This window comes from Scytonema sp. UIC 10036 (genome assembly GCF_009725235.1).
This window is the reverse complement of the sequence record NZ_WJFC01000089.1, coordinates 19958-41780: the sequence shown is the minus strand read 5'-3', so window position 1 is coordinate 41780 and position 21823 is coordinate 19958. Positions and strand designations below refer to the sequence as shown.

14 protein-coding genes are annotated in these 21823 nt (G+C 43.9%); 8 read left to right on the top strand and 6 right to left on the bottom strand.

What is annotated here, in order from left to right:
* The first annotated feature begins 6 nt into the window (after positions 1–6).
* Both F7734_RS33135 and F7734_RS33130 read left to right on the top strand, forming a co-directional pair.
* The gene (locus F7734_RS33135) at positions 7–3726 is read left to right on the top strand and encodes a M1 family aminopeptidase (protein ID WP_155748794.1); all 3720 of its coding nucleotides are present in this window, start codon (positions 7–9) and stop codon (positions 3724–3726) included.
* Between the two features lie 68 nt (positions 3727–3794).
* Positions 3795–4484: a TIGR00266 family protein gene (locus F7734_RS33130; RefSeq protein ID WP_155748793.1), complete on the top strand. Its 690-nt coding sequence runs from the start codon at positions 3795–3797 to the stop codon at positions 4482–4484.
* 111 nt (positions 4485–4595) lie between these two features.
* Here the strand turns inward: F7734_RS33130 and F7734_RS33125 are convergent, their stop codons facing one another.
* Entirely contained in the window at positions 4596–4820 is a 225-nt protein-coding gene (locus F7734_RS33125; protein ID WP_155748792.1) for a hypothetical protein, read from the bottom strand.
* 24 nt (positions 4821–4844) lie between these two features.
* Positions 4845–6392 (bottom strand): AAA-like domain-containing protein, encoded by a 1548-nt coding sequence (locus tag F7734_RS33120; RefSeq protein WP_155748791.1) that lies wholly within the window; start codon positions 6390–6392, stop codon positions 4845–4847.
* A gap of 645 nt (positions 6393–7037) precedes the next feature.
* Here F7734_RS33120 and F7734_RS64090 point away from each other — a divergent pair.
* The 4 genes from F7734_RS64090 to F7734_RS33100 all read left to right on the top strand — a co-directional run bounded on the left by F7734_RS64090 (position 7038) and on the right by F7734_RS33100 (position 14020).
* The gene (locus tag F7734_RS64090) at positions 7038–7211 is read left to right on the top strand and encodes a hypothetical protein (protein ID WP_243147217.1); all 174 of its coding nucleotides are present in this window, start codon (positions 7038–7040) and stop codon (positions 7209–7211) included.
* Positions 7212–7838: 627 nt separating this feature from the next.
* Positions 7839–10238, top strand: a complete 2400-nt coding sequence (locus F7734_RS33110; protein ID WP_155748790.1) for a phosphoketolase family protein — start codon at positions 7839–7841, stop codon at positions 10236–10238.
* 464 nt (positions 10239–10702) lie between these two features.
* Positions 10703–13243, top strand: a complete 2541-nt coding sequence (locus F7734_RS33105; protein ID WP_243147216.1) for a glycogen/starch/alpha-glucan phosphorylase — start codon at positions 10703–10705, stop codon at positions 13241–13243.
* A gap of 138 nt (positions 13244–13381) precedes the next feature.
* Complete coding sequence (locus tag F7734_RS33100; RefSeq protein WP_155748789.1) at positions 13382–14020, top strand: histidine phosphatase family protein; 639 nt, start codon at positions 13382–13384, stop codon at positions 14018–14020.
* Between the two features lie 325 nt (positions 14021–14345).
* Here the strand turns inward: F7734_RS33100 and F7734_RS33095 are convergent, their stop codons facing one another.
* Entirely contained in the window at positions 14346–14603 is a 258-nt protein-coding gene (locus tag F7734_RS33095) for a hypothetical protein (RefSeq protein ID WP_155748788.1), read from the bottom strand.
* Between the two features lie 504 nt (positions 14604–15107).
* The gene (locus F7734_RS33090) at positions 15108–15320 is read right to left on the bottom strand and encodes a hypothetical protein (protein ID WP_243147215.1); all 213 of its coding nucleotides are present in this window, start codon (positions 15318–15320) and stop codon (positions 15108–15110) included.
* Between the two features lie 234 nt (positions 15321–15554).
* Here F7734_RS33090 and F7734_RS33085 point away from each other — a divergent pair, with 234 nt between their 5' ends.
* On the top strand, positions 15555–16619 hold the full coding sequence (locus F7734_RS33085) for an RNA-guided endonuclease TnpB family protein (protein WP_207714276.1): 1065 nt from the start codon (positions 15555–15557) through the stop codon (positions 16617–16619).
* Here F7734_RS33085 and F7734_RS33080 read toward each other — a convergent pair.
* Together F7734_RS33080 and F7734_RS33075 are read right to left on the bottom strand one after the other, a co-directional pair.
* The gene (locus F7734_RS33080; RefSeq protein WP_155748785.1) at positions 16603–19392 is read right to left on the bottom strand and encodes an HAD-IC family P-type ATPase; all 2790 of its coding nucleotides are present in this window, start codon (positions 19390–19392) and stop codon (positions 16603–16605) included. The two genes, F7734_RS33085 and F7734_RS33080, sit on opposite strands and share 17 nt — an antisense overlap.
* A gap of 157 nt (positions 19393–19549) precedes the next feature.
* Positions 19550–20254: a response regulator transcription factor gene (locus F7734_RS33075; RefSeq protein WP_155748784.1), complete on the bottom strand. Its 705-nt coding sequence runs from the start codon at positions 20252–20254 to the stop codon at positions 19550–19552.
* A gap of 58 nt (positions 20255–20312) precedes the next feature.
* Here F7734_RS33075 and F7734_RS33070 point away from each other — a divergent pair, with 58 nt between their 5' ends.
* Positions 20313–21686 carry an ATP-binding protein gene (locus F7734_RS33070; protein ID WP_155748783.1) on the top strand — a complete coding sequence of 458 codons (1374 nt, stop codon included), beginning with the start codon at positions 20313–20315 and terminating at the stop codon, positions 21684–21686.
* Positions 21687–21823: the final 137 nt, after the last annotated feature.

The following is a 21823-nucleotide window of genomic DNA, read 5'->3' as shown; positions in this document are numbered from 1 at the left end:
CCGCCAATGACTACCCATCCACCCATCCACCCATCTACCACATCCTCCTGGCGTTCGATCGGGGAAATCATTCGATTTGAACTTCAAGAAAGTCTTCGCACTCGTTTTTTACTCGGTGCCTTTGGGGTGTTTTTTGCCCTACAATTGATTGGAATTCATCTAAGCGGGACAGACTGGATCGAAAAGACTTTTTCCTCAGTAGGGACACCAGAACCAGGGGAGCTAATTCCCTACGTCACTTCTCCCCTGGCAATTATGCAGGCGATCGCGGGGTTGATGGGACTGCTGATGATTGTTGTGGCGGGTATTTTTGCCGATCGCGCCAGTAAGGATTTTGCCTACAACGTCGATGGTCTGATTTTTACGACCCCCATCAAAGAATGGCAGTATGTGACGGGACGGCTAATTGCCAGTTTTTTGATTAGCCTGATCGTTTCCCTCAGTTTGGGACTGGCACTGCTGATCGGACAGGCATTGCCCTGGATGGAACCGACCAAGATCGCGCCCTTCAACCTTTTGAGCTACATCCAGCCTTACCTGTATATCGTCCTTCCCAATCTGCTGATTTTTGGGTTATTCAGTTTTGCCCTGGGATCGATCGCCCATCGCACTCTACCTGGCTACCTAGCTGTGGTGGGCTTAATGTTTGCCTCCAGCCTGCTCCAGCAGTTGTTTCGGGCGTTGAAACTAAATGATTTCCTGGTGGCGTTGTCCGAGCCCTTCGGGAATCAGTCTATCAACTACACCGTTCAGTTCTGGACAAAGGTGCAACAAAATACTTTGAGTATTCCCTTTGCACCGATTATCTGGCTCTCACGCTTACTGTTTCTGGCCCTGAGTATCGCTTTTTTTGGGTGGGTCTGGCAGCGTTTCAGCTTCTCTGGGGCGACCACCCGCCCCCATTCTCCTCTGGAGCATTGGCTGGAGTGGGGGGAACGGCGGCTAGCGTTCTGGATATCCCGACGACATCCGGAGCCGGAATCAGGTAATCCTCAGGTGGGTGAACTGACCCTCCAGCAACCGACGCTGCATCTTGCTCATGGCTATGGTGCCCAGTTACGTCATGTCTGGCGGATCGCCCTGCTGGAACTGCGTCGGCTGATCTGGAACCCCCTGGTTCTCTCTGTTTTGGTGATTAGTATTCTCCTCTCCGTTATTTTACAGTCCCTTTCCCTGAGTGAGTTTTATGGCACTCCGGTGTTGCCTGTGACGGGGCAGATGGTGCAGACAGCAACCCGCTCAATCCTGTTTCTGTCCCAGTTGCTGATTATTTTCCTGGCAGGGGATCTGGTCTGGCGAGAACGGGATGTAGCGGTGCAACCTCTGAGCGATCCACTTCCGGTTCGCAGTTGGGCGCTGATGCTGGGGAAACTGCTGGCCCTGGTGTTGATTCTGGCAGTCACACTGGTTGTATTGATGCTCGCCTGTATCGTTACGCAGACCCTGAATGGCTACACCAACTATGAGTTGGGAGTTTATGGCATTGGTCTGTTCACTATCACGCTGGTGGATTTGTTCCTCGTTTGCGCGATCGCCATGACGATTCAGGTTGTGGTGAATCAGAAGTTTCTGGGTTATTTCTTATCAGCGGCTTTCATCATTGGGTTAGGAGCGATCGAGAACTTTCCTTGGCTGAAGATCCCCCAGTTACTACTCTACGGAGAAATTCCTTCCTATAGCTACAGTCAGATCAACGGTTATGGGCGAATGCTGGAGCAGGTTCGCTGGTTCCAGGCGTACTGGTTGACGATCGCTATTCTCCTTCTCTGTGTGGCGACCCTGTTCTGGGTGCGGGGGCTAGACACTCAACCGCAAGTCCGCTGGCGCATTGCCCGTCAACGGTTCACCCGTCCGATGCAGATGGTGATTGGGCTGAGCGCGATTACGGCTCTCCTCCTGGGAGGTTGGATTTTCTACAACACCCAGATCCTCACGCCCCGGTATGCTGCTGCCCAGGTCGAAGCCCAGCAAATCGCCTACGAAAAAGCTTATCAGCCGCTTACCGAGGGACAACCGAAGATTACAGCGGTGCAGATTGCGGTCGATCTGTATCCTAAAGAACTGCGTGCGATTAGCTGGGGAAAACTCACCCTGGAAAACAGAACCCAGCGGGCGATCGATAGGATTCTGATCAATACCAGTTTCCCGATGCAGGTGAATCGGTTAACGGTGGATGGTAAGAATGCAACCTCCACGATGCCACTGGAAAAGTATCATGTGCGTGAGTTTGCCCTGACTGAGCCATTAGCACCGGGAAAAAGCTTGGAGGCAATCTTTAACCTGGCGATCGCGCCATTCGGTTTTACGGGAGAGAACCCAGGGCTACTCGACACCAGTTTGGTAGAAAATGGCACCTTTCTGAACCAACACAGCCTCCTGCCAACGATAGGATTTAATCAATCGTTCCGGTTGAGTGACAATCAGAAGCGCGAACAGGCAGGCTTACCGAAACTGGATCTGGAGGCAGAAAAGAAATCGCCCAGTCGCTTGCAATACGGTGCATTCAATCCCGATGCCGATCGCATCCAGTTTTCTGCCACCCTCAGCACAACTCCCGACCAGATTGCCCTCACTACGGGGAATTTAGTGCGGGAATGGCGAGAGGGCGACCGCCGCTACTTCCAATACCAAAGCCCAGTGCCAATCCTGTGTTTCTTTGCCGTGCTGTCGGGACGGTATGAGGTGCTGCGCGACGATTGGAATGGCATCCCGATCGAAGTTTACTATCAGAAAGGGCATGACCACAACCTAACGCGAATTGTGCGGGGTGCGAAAGCATCGCTGGATTATGCCACCCGAAACTTTAAGACACCCTATCCCCACAACCGCCTGCGCCTGATCGAAATTCCCTACGGAGCATTTGGGCAGAGCTACCCCGGCAACATCTCTTTTGGTGAGAATGCTGGCTTCCTGGCGCGGGTGAATGACAAAGATTCGACCAGTGTAGACTACGCCTTTTTGATATCTGCTCACGAAACTGCCCACCAGTGGTGGGGGCATCAGGTGACTCCTGCACAGGCGATCGGAGCAAATATCATCTCCGAATCCTTGGCAGAATATACAGCTTTCCAGGTTGTTGCTAAACAGTATGGATCAGAAACGCTGCGGTTCGCCCTGCGGCAAAACCTAAAAACGTATCTGGGAAATCGCACCAAGTCAGACGTGCCGCTGGTAGAAGCTGGGGTACAGCACCTGATTTATCAAAAAGGTTCCTTGGCAATGTATGCCCTGCAAGACTACCTAGGTGAGGCTGTGGTGAATCGTGCCCTGGCAAAATTTTTGCAGGAAAAAACGAATGTCCCACCCTATCCCTCCGCTCAGGATTTGGTTGCCTATCTGCGGCAGGTCACGCCTGAAAAATACCAGTACTTGATCGCCGATCTCTTTGAAACGGTGACACTGTATGACAACAAAGCTGAAGCCGCTACATTGAAACCGCGTCCTGATGGAAAGTATGACGTAACTCTCAAACTAAGTTCCAGGAAGGTGCGATCGGATAGAAACGGTAACGAAACACCCGTAGCCATGAACGATGACATTGATGTAGGGGTGTTTAATGCAGCAGAAAAACTGATTTATCTGCAAAAACATCGCTTCTCTAGTGGTGAGACGGAACTCACAATCGCCGTTGATGAACGTCCCATCGAAGCAGGCATCGATCCATTGAATAAATTGATTGATGTTGTTTCAGATGACAATCTGGCAGTGGTTAAGGAAGCGGTTTAAGCGAATCGTGATGCATCCAGCATCGTCAGCAACCATAAATACACATTCAGTAGAAAGGAGAAACGTAAATGCAAGTTGAATTGATGTACCAGCACGCTTATACTCTGGGGCGAGTGCGACTGGTAGGGGGCGAAAAAGTCCGTGTAGAAGCGGCTTCGATGGTCGGAATGTCCAGTGGAGTGACCTTGGAAACGACAGCGACAGGGGGCTTTTTCAAATCCTTGGGACGGGCATTTCTGGGAGGCGAAAGCTTTTTCCAAAATATCTATACAGCGCCCAGTCAAGGCGGCGAGGTGTTGGTCGCGCCTTCCCTTCCCGGTGACTTAACTACGTTAGACGTTACTGAACCTATGCTGGTGCAATCGGGTGCTTACGTTGCTTCGGATATGAGCGTTGAAGTGGATTCCAAGTGGGGTGGTTCCAAGTCATTCTTTGGTGCTGGGGGTGGGCTGTTTATGTTGCGGGCACAGGGGCAGGGGCAGATGGTAGTATCCTCCTATGGCGCAATTCACGAGATTACCCTGGAAGCGGGACAGTCTTACACGCTAGATACGGGACATCTCGTAGCGCTCCCAGAGTCGATGTCATTCAAAATTCGTTCCATCGGTGGGATCAAAACCTTCCTGTTCAGTGGTGAGGGACTTGTGGCAGATCTCACAGGACCAGGCAAGTTTTTGGTGCAAACGCGATCGCAGGATCAATTTCTGTCCTGGCTCATCCCCAAACTGCCCCAACCCAGCAGTAGCAGTAGCTCATGAGCGCGATCGATGGCTGTTGATTAACTTATAGCAGTGGAATTGTTGTAATAATGCGCTATCAGTTACTGGGTTTTAAGCCTACTACGCTATTGGGTTTCGTCTAAGGGACTTCTAGTGAATGTCATTCACACTGCCACCACATAAACAGCGATCGCTCTGGTCTGGATATGTCTGCAAATAATCTCGTATCCAGATACAACCAGAGCGCAGTATCTGGTTAATATCCAACACCCGATCGAGTTGCCAGAGAATCACCACATTATCAAGACCAGCAGATGCCAGTAGTAGACCACGAGTATCCGTAGCAGGATGAAAAGCTATGAAGCCAGGTGACAATTATAACACTGTAACATATTCTACTTACAACATTAGATATTCTCTAAAGAATTCTCGATACAGTTCACAACTAATTACCCATTCTTGTTTTTGCAATCGAATGAGACCCATACTTTCTAATTTGTAAGTAGTTGATAAATCTATATGACTATCATGCTTAGCCATTATCATCGTTTTGAAAACATCTAATAATTGGGAATTTTGTTGTAGTTTATGTAATAAACGTTGCAAATGTTGAAGATAAATATTTTTTTGTATGCTTGCTGTTTGTAAAACATTCTCTAATTTGAATTGTTGGCAACAAATGTAATAAAGAGTAAGATTAATCAGTGCTGGATGACCCCCTATCAGCTTTATCAATTCCTGAACTCGATCTTTGTCTCTCCAATCAATTCCATACCGCTTTGCTAACTCAATGATTTGCTCATAAGTAAAATCTGACAATTTTAACGGTAATCCGATATTAAAAGGAGATTGATTAACGTCAAAATGGAAATAACTTTCTGTAGAATATACAATCAAAAAACGTAGTTTTTGCCATACTTGGTCTTGTTGCGCTTCTTCGTGCCACGAACGTAAAAGAGGTAGCAATTCCTTAGCTAAATTAGGATATTCAAAAATCCGCTGAACTTCCTGTAAAACTAACACTAAAGGAGTTTCTAAATTTGCAAGCAAATATTCTTTCAGGTAAAGAGTACAGCTGAGGTTACTGCCAATTTCCTCATCCCAATGTTGCTTGGCATCAAATTCTGTACCTAGTTGACGAGAAATACTTGCAGCTAACCATTGCATGAATAATTGAGGTTTTTGCAGAATATTAATATCAACTTGATTAATATTTAGTTTTACAGTTTTAAAACCTAATACTCTAGCACGATCTATAATCCGCAACATCAGAGAAGTTTTGCCCATTTCTCTACCACCCTGAATACGAATAACACATCCCGGTTGTATGATTTCTTGATATGCTAGTTCTTCAAGTGGGAGACGAGGGATATACAATTTGGAATCTAAGGGTAAAGGACCGCTAGGATATTTTAGACACTTAGTCAATTTTGACCGATTGTCATAGTTGGGGGAGCGATCCATAAGAGCAATTTCACTAGAAACTTCCCCCATGGTGGCAAACCTAGAAATAAGTTGAGACCGTGCCGTATTCACTGCCAATGTCTGAGGTTCTACAATTAATTCACTTTCTGGCAAGAAATCTACATCACCTACATTCTTGGAGAATGCTCTATTGAGCACATCTGCATCTTCTTCCCAACTTTCATCCAAACAATTGATATGATTTGAATCAAAGAGGGTGTAGTCCTCTTCACAAAGAGATAAATCAAAAGCACTGAAGCATATTCGCAAGGTGCGCGGATCTGTCCTCGAACTTAAAGACCATAAACGACTTAGGGTAGAGGTAGACACCCCCATGCGTTCTCCTAGTTCTGCTTGGGTAAAACGCTTTCCTCCCCTTTCTCTTCTCTCTTCTTCTAAAATTGCTCTCTGTAGTTTCTTTAATCCTGCATCAGTCAAAACGACTCCGCGTTTTCGTTTGGTAGACATATTACTATTTGTCATTTGTCCAGTAAAGTTTAAGTTTGTTATAAAAATTTGAAAATATTACATATCAGATTAATCCACATTTTATACCTCCAACTGTCACATACAAACAAAAGATTCATGGAGCACAATCAAGTTTGAAGTCATGACATCATTGACTTGGTACGCTCCCGGTGTTTAGCAGCGATCGGTCTTACCCCCCTACTCATTTTATAGTAACTTGGGCTAGTTTTTATTGCTGTTTTACACATAAATTGTTTGAGCTAAGCTGTTATTTACAAATTAGCATGATTTAATTTTTTACCGTGTTTTTGCAGATATTTATTATCAAAATTAAACGTTAAAACTTACGTTTTTTCAAAAAATTCATGACTAGAAATTTCAGACTAATCATACATATAAAATGTGAGAAACTCGTGAGAATTTTGTAACTTTTTTTGAACCAAACCTTGAAAAGATTAAGGTTTGGTTAATAAAAAAAGAACTTTTTGTTTGTACAGTGGGTTAGTCTTTACCTATGTCAGAACCATTTTTTGTCCCTGATTCCAACCATAAAGATTGTTTATAAGGCAATACGGTTCAGTTAAGGCTCAAAGTCGTGTAAATTAAGATTATTCCCAACTATGGAAATAAAGTGTGGTGCATCTCAAAGAATTCTCCGTGATGTCTCCAAATATACAAAGTGCGGAGATGTTCAAAGCAATAGAGATAGCCATCCCAGCAGAGGCAATCGAACAAGCGATAGCGTCAGCGCTAACTGCTGAAGCCGTATCGCTAAAACCAAAGTCGAAGAGAAGCGATTACGCTCGTTACCAGCACAACTGGTGGTTTGTTTGATCGTAGCAATGAGCCCTTTTTTTTAGTTGGTTGAATGTAGAGATACTAGATACATTGTTACCAGAACGGGTTCATCGTACCAACCCAAGAGTTGTGAAAAAGCCTGTATCAAAGTTTCGCTCGAAAAAAGTAAAACATAGAGGTACTGGAACACGAACTAATCCTCCTGTTTTTCTAATCGTCAACACTGCATAACCTTAACTGAACCGTATTGTTATAAGGTCATGAAGGCAGCGATCGCAAAAGTATCTTGTTGAGTGAATTCTTTAATAAAGGTTAAGTGTCTAGTCAACATGTTTACAGGACATCAGAAAGGCTTTATACTTAGGTGCGTTGTAAACATATCAACAACATATTGGAAAACCAATAAAGGCAGGTAAGTGAAATTAAATATAAGCCTTGCTTATGAGCAAACACAAATTTGTGTTTGTTGTGCCGAATGACTTATTTGGCTTATCTTTGCTTGTTATCTGATTTATCTGTCATTGCAAAAAGGATTGAATGAAAGCTTACAATGAGAACTGACCGAAATTAATCAGAAACAGACTTTGCGTCAAGCTTTAGATTTGAGAGAGACATTTGCTGGGAAAACAAATCAATCCATAAGTTTTTGTTGAATATTTAATTATGGTAATAGCAACCCCACTCGAAACCAAGCCGCTAAGTCCAGAAGAACTTAGAAAGATCGACGCTTACTGGCGTGCGTGTAACTATTTGGCAGTTGGCATGATTTATCTGCGAGACAATCCACTGCTAAGAAAACCCCTAAAGCCAGAGCAAGTGAAGCACCGTCTTCTCGGACACTGGGGTACCAGTCCTGGACTGAGCTTCATCTACATACATATGAATCGGCTGATTAAAAAGTATGACCTGAACGCGATTTACGTGACAGGTCCGGGTCACGGCGCTCCCGGTATTCTCGCTCCTGTTTACTTAGAAGGAACTTATTCGGAAATTTATCCAGATAAGAGCGAGGATGAGGAGGGGATGTGCAAGTTTTTCAAGCAGTTCTCCTACCCTGGTGGAATTGGTAGTCATTGTACCCCCGAAACACCAGGCTCGATTCATGAAGGTGGCGAACTGGGTTATAGCGTTTCTCACGCTTACGGAGCCGCTTACGATAATCCAGATTTAATTGTAACTTGTGTCGTTGGTGACGGGGAAGCGGAAACTGGAGCGCTAGCGACTGCTTGGCACTCCAATAAGTTTGTCAATCCTATCCGGGATGGCGCGGTGCTACCTATTTTGCATCTCAATGGTTACAAAATTGCCAATCCAACAATTCTAGCTCGTATTAGCCATGAAGAGCTAGAAGACTTATTTAAAGGTTATGGTTATACTCCTTACTTTGTAGAAGGAAATGACCCAGAACAGATGCACCAAAAAATGGCTGCTACCCTAGAACAGTGCATCCAGGAAATCCGTAACATCCAGCAAGAAGCTCGTAGCAGTGGCGTAGCAAAACGCCCCCGTTGGCCAATGATTGTCCTACGCACGCCAAAAGGTTGGACAGGTCCTGCGGAAGTCGATGGTCATAAAGTAGAAGGCTTTTGGCGGGCGCACCAAGTGCCTATGGGTGAAATGCACTCCAACCCACAGCACCTACAGTTGCTAGAACAGTGGATGAAAAGCTACCAACCCGAAGAGTTGTTTGATGAAAACGGTCGCTTGATTCCCGAACTCAAAGAGTTGGCTCCTACAGGTAATCGTCGCATGAGCGCTAATCCCTCTGCCAACGGTGGTATCTTGCGTAAGAACTTACGTTTGCCTGACTTCCGAGATTATGCTGTTCAAGTGAATGAACCAGGGAAACTTGAAGCCGAAAACACCAAGCCCCTGGGCTACTTCCTGCGCGACATCATCCGCCAGAACCCAAATAATTTCCGCATCTTTGGTCCGGATGAAACGGCTTCTAATCGGTTAAGTGCTGTTTACGAAGCGAGCAAGAAGGTGTGGATGGCAGATATTCTTCCTGAAGATGAAGATGGTACGGAACTGACCACTGACGGTACGGTGATGGAAATGCTGAGCGAGCACACCTTGTTAGGTTGGCTCGAAGGCTATCTTCTTACAGGTCGCCACGGTTTCTTCCATACTTACGAAGCTTTCTCTCACGTCATTGACTCAATGTTCAACCAGCACGCTAAATGGTTGGATATCTGCAAGAACCATGTTCCTTGGCGGGTGCCAGTAGCTTCCGAGAACATTTTGCTTTCCTCAACTGTTTGGCGACAAGACCACAACGGTTTTTCTCACCAAGACCCAGGGTTCATCGATCTGGTCACAAATAAGAACGCCTCTGTGACTCGTATTTATCTACCACCTGATGTAAACTGTCTGCTATCTGTCGCAGACCATTGCTTGCGAAGCACAAACTACGTTAACGTGATTGTTGCAGACAAGCAAAAACATCTCCAGTATCTAAGCATAGATGAAGCCATTAAGCACTGTACGAAAGGTATTGGTATATGGGACTGGGCAAGCAATGATGACTGCGGTACAGAACCCGACCAACCAGACCTTGTCATGGCATGCTGTGGAGATGTGGCGACAATGGAATCTCTAGCGGCAACTGCAATTCTCCGACAGCATTTCCCCGAGCTAAAAGTTCGGTTTATTAACGTTGTCGATCTGTTTAAGTTGCAACCAGAGCACGAACATCCTCATGGTCTTTCAGACTGGGATTTTGATAGTCTTTTTACCAAAGACAAGCCAATCATTTTTAACTTCCACGGCTATCCATGGTTGATTCACAAACTGGCTTACCGTCGCACGAATCATCACAATCTCCACGTGCGCGGTTACAAAGAAAAAGGCAACATCAACACGCCACTCGAACTCGCAATCCAAAACCAAATCGATCGCTTCAATTTAGTGATTGATGCGATCGACCGAGTTCCCAAACTTGGTTCTGCAGGTGGTCATGTTAGGGAGCGCATGAAGAACGAGATCATTGAGAACAGGAACTACGCTTACGAGCATGGTATCGATAAGGACGAAATAACCCACTGGAAGTGGCCATACTAATCGAACTTGATTAGCCTCCTTGGAAAGTTTACCCCCCTTAATCCCCCCGATAGCCTTGGGGAAATCGGATTTCTAGTTCCCTCCCCTTTCTAAGGGGAGGGCTAGGGTGGGGTAAATTTCAATACTGCAAGGGCTGAGAATTTTAGCTTTGTTGGGTTGAGCGAAGCGCTCAACCCAACAAATGCTTCTAGAGCGTCGGTCAAGTAATAACAGTTGACAAAAATAAAATTATGTGCGTCTAGATGTTGGGTTTCGTTCCTCAACCCAACCTACGTGTTTTGGAATTTATGTCTCATCCCTTGTAGCTCTGGATGTTGGGTTTCGTTCCTCAACCCAACCTACGTGTTTTGGAATTTATGTCTCAGCCCTTGTAGTATTGGGGTAAATTTGACGTTAAAGCTTCGACTTATCAGCGACTACAGATTTGTGCGTACACCATAGTATAGTAAATCGATAGTGAGGCAATGATGAAATCATCTACAAAAAAGCCAGTAGAAAAAACCATCGTGCAAGTTGAAGACGATCGCACGGGCTTAAGTATAGAAACGCTCAAACGAGCACTTGCAGATAATCTTTTCTACTTGCAAGGTAAATTTCCTGGCATTGCTACGACCAATGATTACTACATGGCTTTAGCTTATACAGTGCGCGATCGCCTCCTCTATCGTTGGCTGAACACCGTCCAAACCTATGTGAAAAAAAACGTCAAAGTTGTTTGTTACCTGTCAGCAGAATTTCTTTTAGGACCACACCTCAGTAACAACTTAGTTAATTTAGGGCTTTACGATCGAGTCCGCCAAGCTGTTGAAGAATACGGTTTAGACTTTATAGCATTGCGCGAACAAGAAGAAGAACCAGGATTGGGAAATGGAGGATTGGGTCGTTTGGCTGCTTGCTACATGGATTCTCTTTCGACTTTAGAGATTCCAGCAATTGGCTACGGAATTCGCTACGAATTTGGGATCTTCGATCAGGAAATTCGGGATGGTTGGCAAGTTGAAATCACTGACAAATGGTTAAGCCCCGGTAATCCTTGGGAAATTCCTCGTCCAGAGGAGAATGTAGAGGTGAAGTTTGGTGGTTACACCCAAGCCTACTATGATGAACAAAATCGCTATCGAGTGCGTTGGATACCCAATCTAATTATTAAAGGTATTCCCTATGATACTCCTATCCTAGGATATCAAGTTAACACAACTAATATATTACGCCTGTGGAAAGCTGAAGCACCAGAATCCTTTGGATTTCAAGCGTTTAATGTCGGCGACTATTACGGTGCAGTTCATGAAAAAATGGTGGCGGAAAACATCACCAAAGTTCTTTATCCCAACGATGAAGCCATTCAGGGTAAGCAACTGCGCTTGCAGCAACAATACTTTTTCGTTTCTTGTTCCCTGCAAGACATGATCCGCCAGCACTTGCAAAAAGAGGAGAGCTTAGATAACTTCCACGAATCCTTTGCTGCTCAATTGAACGATACTCACCCGTCCATCGGTGTTGCTGAATTAATGCGGTTGTTGGTAGATGAGCATCAAATGGATTGGGACCAAGCTTGGCACATCACTCACAACACTTTTGCTTACACTAACCATACCTTGTTGCCTGAAGCTTTGGAAAAGTGGTCTTTAGGTTTATTTAGCAGCTTATTGCCCAGACATCTCGAAATTATTTATGAAATTAATCAACGCTTTCTTGATGAAGTTCGCCTGAAATATCCCGGTGATAACGCCCGATTAGCCCGGTTATCGCTGATTGATGAACGTGGTGAAAAGTATGTTCGTATGGCACATATAGCCAGTGTTGGTTCTCATGCAATTAATGGCGTTGCTGCTTTGCATACAGAGTTATTGAAGCAGGATGTGCTGCGTGATTTTTATGAATTATGGCCAGAAAAATTTAGCAACAAGACCAATGGTGTCACTCCCCGTCGTTGGATAGTCGTCAGCAATCCCAAACTTGCTGACCTTATTACCCGTAAAATCGGCACAAATTGGATTAAACATTTAGATGAACTTAAGCAACTAGAGGCTTTCGTTGACAATGGGGAATTCCGACAAGAATGGCAGCAAATCAAGCAAGGCATCAAGGGCGATTTGGCACAGTACATTCAGAAAAACCAGGGGGTTGAAATTCATCCCGAATCGCTTTTTGATATCCAGGTGAAGCGAATTCACGAGTACAAACGTCAGCATCTCAATGTGTTGCATATTATCACACTTTACAACCGACTCAAGCAAGATCCCAACATTGACATTACACCCCGTACATTTATATTTGGCGGTAAAGCGGCTCCTGGGTACTTTATGGCAAAGTTGATTATAAAACTAATCAACTCTGTTGCTGATGTCGTCAATCACGATCCCGATGTCAGAGATCGTCTCAAGGTAGTTTTCCTTCCAGATTACAACGTCAGATTTGGGCAGAGGGTTTATCCAGCTGCGGACTTGTCGGAGCAAATTTCCACTGCAGGCAAAGAAGCTTCTGGAACTGGTAACATGAAATTCTCCATGAATGGGGCGCTGACTATTGGGACCTTGGACGGTGCAAATATCGAAATCCGTGAGGAGGTAGGAGCGGAAAACTTCTTCTTATTTGGCTTGACAACGGAAGAAGTATATGCATTAAAATCCAGAGGTTACAATCCTTGGGATTATTACAACGGCAATCCTCAACTCAAAGCTGTCATCGATCTCATTAGCTCCGGATTTTTCTCTCATGGAGACACAAATTTATTTCGACCTTTTGTAGACTCCTTGTTGTATCATGACCCGTATCTGCTGTTTGCAGATTACCAGTCCTATGTGGATGCTCAAGAACAAGTCAGTCAGGCTTACCGCGATCGGGATAACTGGACGCGGATGTCCATTTTGAATGTAGCGCGGATGGGCAAGTTTTCTTCTGACCGTGCTATTCGAGAGTACTGTCAGGACATCTGGAATGCCAAACCAGTTCATGTGGAAATACAAGATTACGTACAACCAAAACCCAGTCTAAAAGAGAATTGACACCTGCCAAGTTTGTAGTTGCGATGTATGGGCTGTTCGCAAAGCGTGGCGTCAGCCATAGCGCAACTACAAACCAATTAATTTGTCAGTTGTTAGCCGAATATAATTCCTTCATCTTTATTTTTAACGGAGAAATCTATGAGTTTAAAACTATATCTACTGCGACATGGAGAAACAGTTTATAGCCGAACAGGTGGTTATTGTGGTGTAACAGATCCGGAGTTAACCCCAGAAGGGACTTTAATGGCTAAGTCCTTTGCCGAGGTATACTGCAACATACCTTGGAATGCCGTGTATGTCAGTCCCATGAAACGTACCATCGCCACAGCTAAGCCATTGTGCGATGCTATTGGCATGGAAATGCAACTGCGGGATGGGTTGAGAGAAATTAACTATGGCGAGTGGGAAGGTAAAACTGCGGACTATGTCAAAGAACATTTTGCAGATGACTACGTCCGTTGGTTAACAGAACCTGCTTGGAATCCCCCAACTGGTGGGGAAACATCTGTCCAAATTGCCAGTCGCGCTTCTTTGGTGATTTCAGAAATTGAAGAAAAGTATCCGACGGGCAATGTTTTGGTTGTGTCGCACAAAGCAACAATCCGAATTATTCTCTGTAGTTTGTTGGGCATCGATTTGGGACGGTATCGCGATCGCATCAATGCACTTGCTGCTTCTGTAAGTGTAGTTAAGTTTGATACTCATGGTCCTTTACTAGAAGTGTTAGGCGATCGCTACCATATGCCAGAACATTTGCGTGCTATGCCAGGGACTTGAACTCAAGCCCAATTTTTGTGAATGTATCTTGTCAGCAGAATTTCTTTAAAATTACTGGCAAAGCTAGATGATTGGTTTTCTTCTAATTGATTACAATATCGACAAAATGAAAGTTATTTTCAAGGAGGAGAAGTAATTACTTCTTTTTTTGCTTCCTAAATGATGTGGAACTAGGTATAGCGAACTCGTTGCTTTATCTAAAGTTCAAAATAATTAAAAATAGTAGTGTTGAGTGTTGATCTCAACACTATTGTAATCATGAAAACGTTCCTAGCAATCTTTTTTCTGTTGGCGTTGTGCAGATGATACACTCAAACGCAACATCTTAGATTAATCCCAATCCTAGACTGCTTAACAAGCCTAAAAGTCCTGTGGGAGGTGGGACTTCGGCTGGCTCAAGTGGTTCAGGTTGTTGAACTTCTCCGTCAATTATCACTATTGGTTGGGTAGGAGAAGGGGGAGTTAATCCTAAAAGGGTTCCCAGTAAACCACCACAGACTTGTTGTGACTCTTGGTCAGAGATTTCCAAAATTTCAGGATCGGAAATATTTTGAATAAGGATTCTGTTCGTAGATTTGTCCATTATGATACCTTGTCAATAGATTTGTTTTCAATTTCAATGCCACTAAAATGTTTGCCGATCGCAGGTTTTTCAGCAAGAGTTTTAGACATTTTAAATGGAAATTAGCCAAGTAATTTTTTCTTTTTTTGATTGCTTTATTGATATTCTTTTTTAATAAAATGGTATTTGCAAAGCAGGGAACTAAACAAATATGGAGATTTTAGCTGCGAATTCTCTCATATCAAGTTCGTATAATTGCCCATAATAAAAACTTCTCTGTGTCCCAGGGTAAGCTCATCTCAAACTCTATTGACAAGAGGCTTCTGAAGTCTCATTATGATGATGAGATAAACAACCAGCAAGAATCGTCAACTAACCCGTCAGGAGTCCCCCACGCTCATTTGGTACTCCAAATCAGTGGCGGGACGGCAGGCGCTTCAAGTCGGGGAACCCGCAGGGGCGCGCTGCCTCAGGAATGACGGGGCAAAGACGAGGTACATCCCCGACCCATGTTAACCGTTCCGGTTAACGCGGGAGAGGGGTGTCCGAGTCTTTGCCAATATGTTCTCTAGCCCAGCGCTCTACGACCTCGCTTGCGCTTATACCTTCTTTGTCACCTACCGCTTTAATGTAATCCCATGCAGTAGGGGTTAACCAAACTCCATGTATCTTTTTACGCTCCTCATAGAATAGAGGCTCGTTTCTCATTGCTTTTTTTCCAGACCTTTGACTTGACATAGTTAGCTCCATCGGTTAAGCTAATTATAGGATGTGATAATAATTTTGGAAATACAAACTTTGACAGCAATTTGTAAATTAGAGGTTGACGCGGTTAGTGCCACTGACATTGACAACTTAATGTTAATGTTTGCGGCCACCTGTAATTACGTAAATGCAAGTGTTAACCCAAAATACAAAAGTGCGACGCGGATACAGAAACTTATTTACAAGGACGCTAAAGAAAAATCAGGAATGCAAGCAAATCATGTCATCCAAGCTTGTATTCGTGTTGCGGGAAATCGTAAAGTTAACCGAGTAAAGGAATACAAGCCTGGAAGCGTACCGTTTGATGTTAGAACAATGTCCTTTAACTGGCATGACAATACTGTCAGTCTTACCTTGCTGGGTAAACGGGTAAAAGGTATTCCTCTCGCGATTAACAAATATACAAATTATTTGTTGTCTGATAGGGAGAATAAGGAGATTACTAGTGCTGTTTTGGTAAGAACTGGTAAGACATATTGTTTGCATATTCAGGTTGAGCACTCTGTATTACAGCCTGCTAAGTCTGACCAATATTTAGGCGTTGATTTGGGAAGGCGAGATATTGCTTATACCAGCGATGATGAATCTTGGTCGGGTAAGCAAATCGAAACTGTTCGAGCTAAGTATTCCAAGATTCGAGCAGAGTTGCAGCAGAAAGCCAGTAAAGGCACGCGGAGTTCTAGACGTAGATGTCGGGAACTTCAGAGACGGTTAGCTGGCAAAGAAAGAAGATACCAAAAGTGGTTAAATCATAATATCTCCAACGCTGTATTGCTAAATGCTAAACGCACTAATCGCCATGTTGTGCTTGAAGATTTGGAAGGAATCAGAGAGCGGTTAAATGAAAAACCCAACAAGCGAGAACAGCGTTTTTTAAGCAACTCTTGGTCTTTTTACCAGTTGAAACAATTCATCTGCTACAAAGCGAAGATATATGGCGTTTCAGTAATTTTGGTTGACCCTAGATATACGTCACAAACTTGTCACAACTGTTTGCACATCCATCCTGAAAAAGGAAAGTCTTACCGCAGTGGTAAAAACTTTCATTGCAAACACTGTGACTGGAAAGGTGATGCTGATGCGAATGGGGCGCGAGTCATCGCACTCCTAGGGGAGAATGTAAACCGCCCCTGTGGCTCGGAATTTATCAGCTGCCAGATACCCGTAGTTAGTGATTCCAGGGCTTCTGAAAGCCTACACATAACCGCAAGGGAAGTGTTGGTAGTTTACCATATAGCGAGTTTGAAAACACACCCTAGTGGTTTACATTGAGTAGCACGGTATCGAACAAAGCATTCATAACACTCCATTGGCTAAAGAGGATTTGCAAAACAACAGTGCAGAAAATGCCGATAACGATCGCAGGAGAATTTTGAATTGATATTGCCTGACCCCCTTTGAGTTTGGCAGCAATGGTACTCCCTAAGTTGCTGATACTCAATAAGTGTATAATTTTACTAGCCATAAGTGTTTGAATTGCTATTGTCCGCGCCAACGCAACTTCTCCTGTCGTCTGGCGTATCCATTCGTACATTCCAAAAATCAATATCCCGTTGAACACAGACACCATCAAAATCTGCCAGAACATCTGTTGGGATTGCAAGGGTTCGTTACGATGGCGTGCATCTAGAGACATCATCTGATTGGGGTTAGGTTCAAACGCCAAGGGGATAGCCATAGCGGTTGAGTTAACCAGGTTCAGCCACAGGATTTGTAGCGGTAAGAGAGGCAATTCTCGCGACACGAGGATGCTGAGTAAAACCGCTATACACTCACCACCATGAACAGGTAGGATAAAAGCGATCGCATAACGTAGATTCCGGTCAATTCTTCGTCCTTCTTGAACTGCGGCTTCCATAGAGGCAAAGTTGTCATCCATTAGGAGCATATCGGCAGTTTCTTTGGCAATATCCGTTCCCGCATCACCCATTGCAATGCCAATGTTCGCCTGTTTTAAAGATGCAACATCATTCACCTTATTCCCAGTTATTGCTACAATCTCACCCTCAGACTGCAACGCTTTTACAAGACGTAGCTTTTGAAGGGGAGTTACCCTGGCAAAGACTACTCCTGCTTGTGCTGCTTGTGCGAGTTGCCTTGCATTCATACGTGCTAGCTGTTGTCCCTCAAAGGCTAGCAATTGATTTTTGTTTTGCAGCCCCAGCTTTTTGGCAATTGCTACCGCCGTAACGATATGGTCTTTGGTAATCATCTTTACCTGGATTCCCGCAGAATGGCACGATTGAATGGTTGCAAACACTTCTTTTCGGAGTGGGTTAAATATGCCTTGCAGTCCTATAAAAATCAGATCTGATTCCAAATGTTCGCGAGCCAAGGAGTTATAGTGACCTCCCATCAACTTCTTAGCAAATGCCAGCACCTGCAACCCCTGTTTTGCGATCGTCTCGACTTCAAGTTCTACAAATGAGCGGTTGAGAGGAACGAGATTTCCGTCAGAATCCAACATATGCCGACAGCCGTTGAGAATGGCTTCCACCGAACCTTTTACATAAATCCTTTTTTCCGAAGAATCGGAAATCAAGGATGATATGTTTTTACGCTTGTCATTGATTTTTGTTCCATGTAAGGTTGCCATATATTGGAAGTCGGATTCAAAAGGAATCACATCCAGCTTGGGCATGACTTCTGTGAGGCTAGACTGACTTAAACCAGCTTTACGGGCAACAATAATTAATGCTCCTTCAGTGTTATCACCGACTACAACCCATTGATTTTGTCGGGGTTCTAGGTGGGAGTTATTGCACAGCAAACCCGCAATCAAGCATTCGCGCAAGGCAATGTTTATTTTAGGATTTTGCCGTTTGGAGTTAGCATCCCCTGACTCACTTGTTTTTCCCAAGCCAAAATTCAAAAATCGCCCGCCAAAATGAACGGGTTGACGATTGCCAACTTCCCAGATTGTCCCATTTGGACTGTAGCCCAAACCATCTACTGCGTACCTTTGCTCACCAGCCCAAATAAGTTGCACAGTCATCTGGTTTTCTGTTAGTGTTCCCGTGTCAGAACAGATGACGGTAGTACTACTCAGTGTTTCCACAGCAGGTGGTTTGTGGATAAGGACATTACGACGCGCCATTCGCGCCACCCCAATCGCTAGAGTGATGGTTAGTACCGCAGGCAATCCTTGAGGAATGGCACTCACTACCAGTGCTACTCCCACTTCAAACATCTCACTCCCAGAGAGTCCTTGTCCTAAACCCAAGACAAAGGTTAAGCTTGCTAGTAGCAACACAACATAAAGCAAAATTTGACTAAAGCATTCAAACTTCCAGATCAAAGGTGTACTCAAGCTAGTTTGTTGCTTCATGGAATGAGGTACTTTCCCCAATTCTGTTTTGTTTCCTGTGGCGACAACAATCCCCCTTCCTTGTCCGGAAATGACAAAGGTTCCTGCATAAGCCATGTTACAACACCCAGCTAAAGGAGTATTTTCGCTGAGAGAAATATTACTTTTTTTGACAAAATCTAATTCACCAGTTAGAGAAAACTCATTTATTTGTAAGTTGCCCGTACTTACAAGCCGCAAATCAGCCGGAACGCGATCGCCAGCCTTCAAGAGTACTAAGTCCCCCGGTATCAATTGCCGAGCGGGGATGCGAAATCTTTTTCCATCGCGTATTACATTTGCTTTTTTTGTTACCGCTTCTACAACAGCAGCAATTGACTTTTCTGCACTCGACTTCTGTAGATAAAAAATGACAGCATTGAGAACTGCCATACTCCAAATTGCGATCGCATATGTTCGGGAACCAAGTATAGCTTCGATAGCTCCTACTATTAGTAAAATATACAAAACAGGCTGATGAAATTGCAGTACAAACCCCAACCAAATGCTTTTACCTTGCCTGTTGGTTAGCTCATTCAGCCCAACCTCAGTTTGTCGGCGTTCAACTTCAGTAGATGTCAACCCCGTTTCTAGGTTTGTATCAAGGAAAAAAGCAACTTCTCTAAAATGAACGTGATGCCATTGAGTGCGAGAAGATTTATAAGTATTTGTAACTGATTTGTCTAGAGATATTGCCATACTCACCTCTTTAACAGTGACCAATGACCAAAATAAAAAATGATTCTTGCATTAACACAAGAATCAAGTGTGATGTTAGAGGAGTTAATTCTCTGTTGTTAGGTTATTCAAAAAAAGTTGAAAATTTAGGGAGAAATCGGGTAAAAATCGGGTAGAGTCAAAGCTGCTTGAGACGGTAACCCAGCCCGTGAACTGTCTCAATAAAGTCGTCGGGCGCACCAACTTCCCTGAGTTTTTGCCGCAAGCTTTTGATGTGGGACTTGACCGTTTCCTCACTTGGCGGATCTTCTAGCGACCAGACTCGTTCAATGATTCCCGGTCTACTTAACACTCGACGACCGCTAGAAACCAGTAGCTCCAAAATCGCATACTCCTTTGGAGTCAAATTCACAAACTGGTCTTCATAAGTGACTTCGTAGGTACTGGGACTGATACACAAGTTCCCCCAAAAAAGTTTTGCTCCGACTCTAGAACTTCCTCGCCGCAAAAGCGCTCGCACGCGAGCCATTAGTTCTCCCAGATCGAAGGGCTTAACCATGTAGTCATCCGCCCCAGCATCTAGCCCTGCAATTTTATCTGCTACGGTATCGCGAGCGGTAAGCATGAGAATGGGAATGGAACAGTTAAGCCCACCATCTGCGACAATTGCTTTAGCACCATCACGCAGTTGTTGACAGAACCCAATCCCATCTAGTTTCGGTAAAGTTATATCTAGCAGAATTAAGTCATAATTCAGGGTTTGAACATAGTTCAATGCTGTTTCGCCATCCTGTACCACGTCCACCACATACTGGCGGTTGGTTAGAGCCTCCGCCAGCATATCGGCAATTTGGACATCATCTTCAACTACCAAAATACGCATTATTTAGAATTTAAGATTTTGGATTTCGGATTTTAAATTTTAGCAGGCATATAACATTATGAAGTGGTCTTTTGAGGGAAAGTGGATTGCAGGTGGGTTTGGTCTCGCAATGGCAGTTATGGCTGTCATAAGTGGTGTTTCTTACCAAAATGCAACAAGTTTAGAGAAAAGCACAGATAAAGTTAAACAAAGCCATGAAGTTTTGGAAACTCTCATTGGGATTACTGCCACCTTAAATGATGCTGACTCAGGGCGACGCGGTTATATTTTGTTGGGAGATAAATCAGAGTTAAAGCGTTACTATCAGGCTACTCAAACAATCGAACTACAACTTAATAAATTGCAGACATTGTTAGGAAAAAACTCCAAGGAGTACGAACAGTTAGCAAAGCTAGAAGCCCTTTTGGAACAAAGAAGCGTTCTCGCTCGAAAGTCTATTGAACGATACCAAGAAGGCAATTATTTTACACCAAACCAGACCAATCTTGCCGCTCTTAGCAAACGCAATTTAACTGAAATTCAGCAAATTATTGACCAAATGCAGTTTGAGGAAAAACAAGCACTAGAAGTGTGGGTGCAAGAATTCCAGTCCACCATTCAATCCAGAATGCTGATTGAAATCTTAGGAACTTTTTTCACTTTTGCCATCCTATTTGGGGTCTATAGTCAACTCTATCGCCAAATGAAGAAGCGCCAGCAAGCAGAAAATCTTAAAAACAAGCTGGCTCAAGAAAAAGAACTAGGCGAGCTGAAGCTTCAGTTTTTCTCCATGGCTTCTCATGAATTTCGTACTCCGTTAAGCGTTATTTTAGGTTCGGCGCAACTTTTGGAAGAAAGCCTTCAGTTAATCGTTGAAAAGCAAAAACTCAAAAATCTTTATCGCATTCAATCTTCAGCTAAATTAATGACTCAACTGCTCTCAGATATTCTAACTTTAGCAAGAGCAGAAGCGGGAAAGGTCGAGTACAAACCCGAACTCGTGGAAATGCAAACTTTTTGTCTGAATTTAATTGAGGATATGCAAATTATGAGTCCTTCTCAATCTTTTATTAAATTTGACAAACAAGGAAGTTGCACTCACGCTAAAGTTGATGAAAAGTTGCTGTACTCTATTCTGAGTAATCTACTTTCCAACGCTATTAAGTATTCCCCCAAAAGTAAAGATGTTTATTTCACTTTGAAATGCGAACCAAAAGCTGTGACATTTCAAGTAAGGGATTTTGGTATTGGTATTCCAAAAGAAATTCAACAAGAATTGTACGAGCCTTTCAAGCGAGGCAATAATGTGAAGGGAATTCTTGGTACGGGATTGGGATTAGCTTTGGTGAAAAAGTGTCTGGATTTGCACCAGGGAGAAATTTTTGTTGAGAGTGAGGTGGGAGTGGGAACTCAGTTTACTGTGGTCATTCCACAAAATCAAATCAAAGTATAAGGTCTAGTTGAAATTGTGATTTATTTCAAAAGTGCCATAGCAATATGAAACCAGCTTCAACCGAAAGCAGTAACATTTGCGAATCAGTAACAATAGTTTTAAGCAACGCTTGGGTTTATGCGACAGTATACCCAGAG

What these genes read in the sequence shown, in the direction of transcription:
- F7734_RS33135 (WP_155748794.1), top strand. Translation starts at nt 7, where the DNA reads ATGACTACCCATCCACCCATCCACCCATCTACCACATCCTCCTGGCGT.
- F7734_RS33130 (WP_155748793.1), top strand. Translation starts at nt 3,795, where the DNA reads ATGCAAGTTGAATTGATGTACCAGCACGCTTATACTCTGGGGCGAGTG.
- F7734_RS33120 (WP_155748791.1), bottom strand. Translation starts at nt 6,392, where the DNA reads ATGACAAATAGTAATATGTCTACCAAACGAAAACGCGGAGTCGTTTTG.
- F7734_RS64090 (WP_243147217.1), top strand. Translation starts at nt 7,038, where the DNA reads ATGTCTCCAAATATACAAAGTGCGGAGATGTTCAAAGCAATAGAGATA.
- F7734_RS33110 (WP_155748790.1), top strand. Translation starts at nt 7,839, where the DNA reads ATGGTAATAGCAACCCCACTCGAAACCAAGCCGCTAAGTCCAGAAGAA.
- F7734_RS33105 (WP_243147216.1), top strand. Translation starts at nt 10,703, where the DNA reads ATGATGAAATCATCTACAAAAAAGCCAGTAGAAAAAACCATCGTGCAA.
- F7734_RS33100 (WP_155748789.1), top strand. Translation starts at nt 13,382, where the DNA reads ATGAGTTTAAAACTATATCTACTGCGACATGGAGAAACAGTTTATAGC.
- F7734_RS33095 (WP_155748788.1), bottom strand. Translation starts at nt 14,603, where the DNA reads ATGGACAAATCTACGAACAGAATCCTTATTCAAAATATTTCCGATCCT.
- F7734_RS33090 (WP_243147215.1), bottom strand. Translation starts at nt 15,320, where the DNA reads ATGTCAAGTCAAAGGTCTGGAAAAAAAGCAATGAGAAACGAGCCTCTA.
- F7734_RS33085 (WP_207714276.1), top strand. Translation starts at nt 15,555, where the DNA reads ATGCAAGCAAATCATGTCATCCAAGCTTGTATTCGTGTTGCGGGAAAT.
- F7734_RS33080 (WP_155748785.1), bottom strand. Translation starts at nt 19,392, where the DNA reads ATGGCAATATCTCTAGACAAATCAGTTACAAATACTTATAAATCTTCT.
- F7734_RS33075 (WP_155748784.1), bottom strand. Translation starts at nt 20,254, where the DNA reads ATGCGTATTTTGGTAGTTGAAGATGATGTCCAAATTGCCGATATGCTG.
- F7734_RS33070 (WP_155748783.1), top strand. Translation starts at nt 20,313, where the DNA reads ATGAAGTGGTCTTTTGAGGGAAAGTGGATTGCAGGTGGGTTTGGTCTC.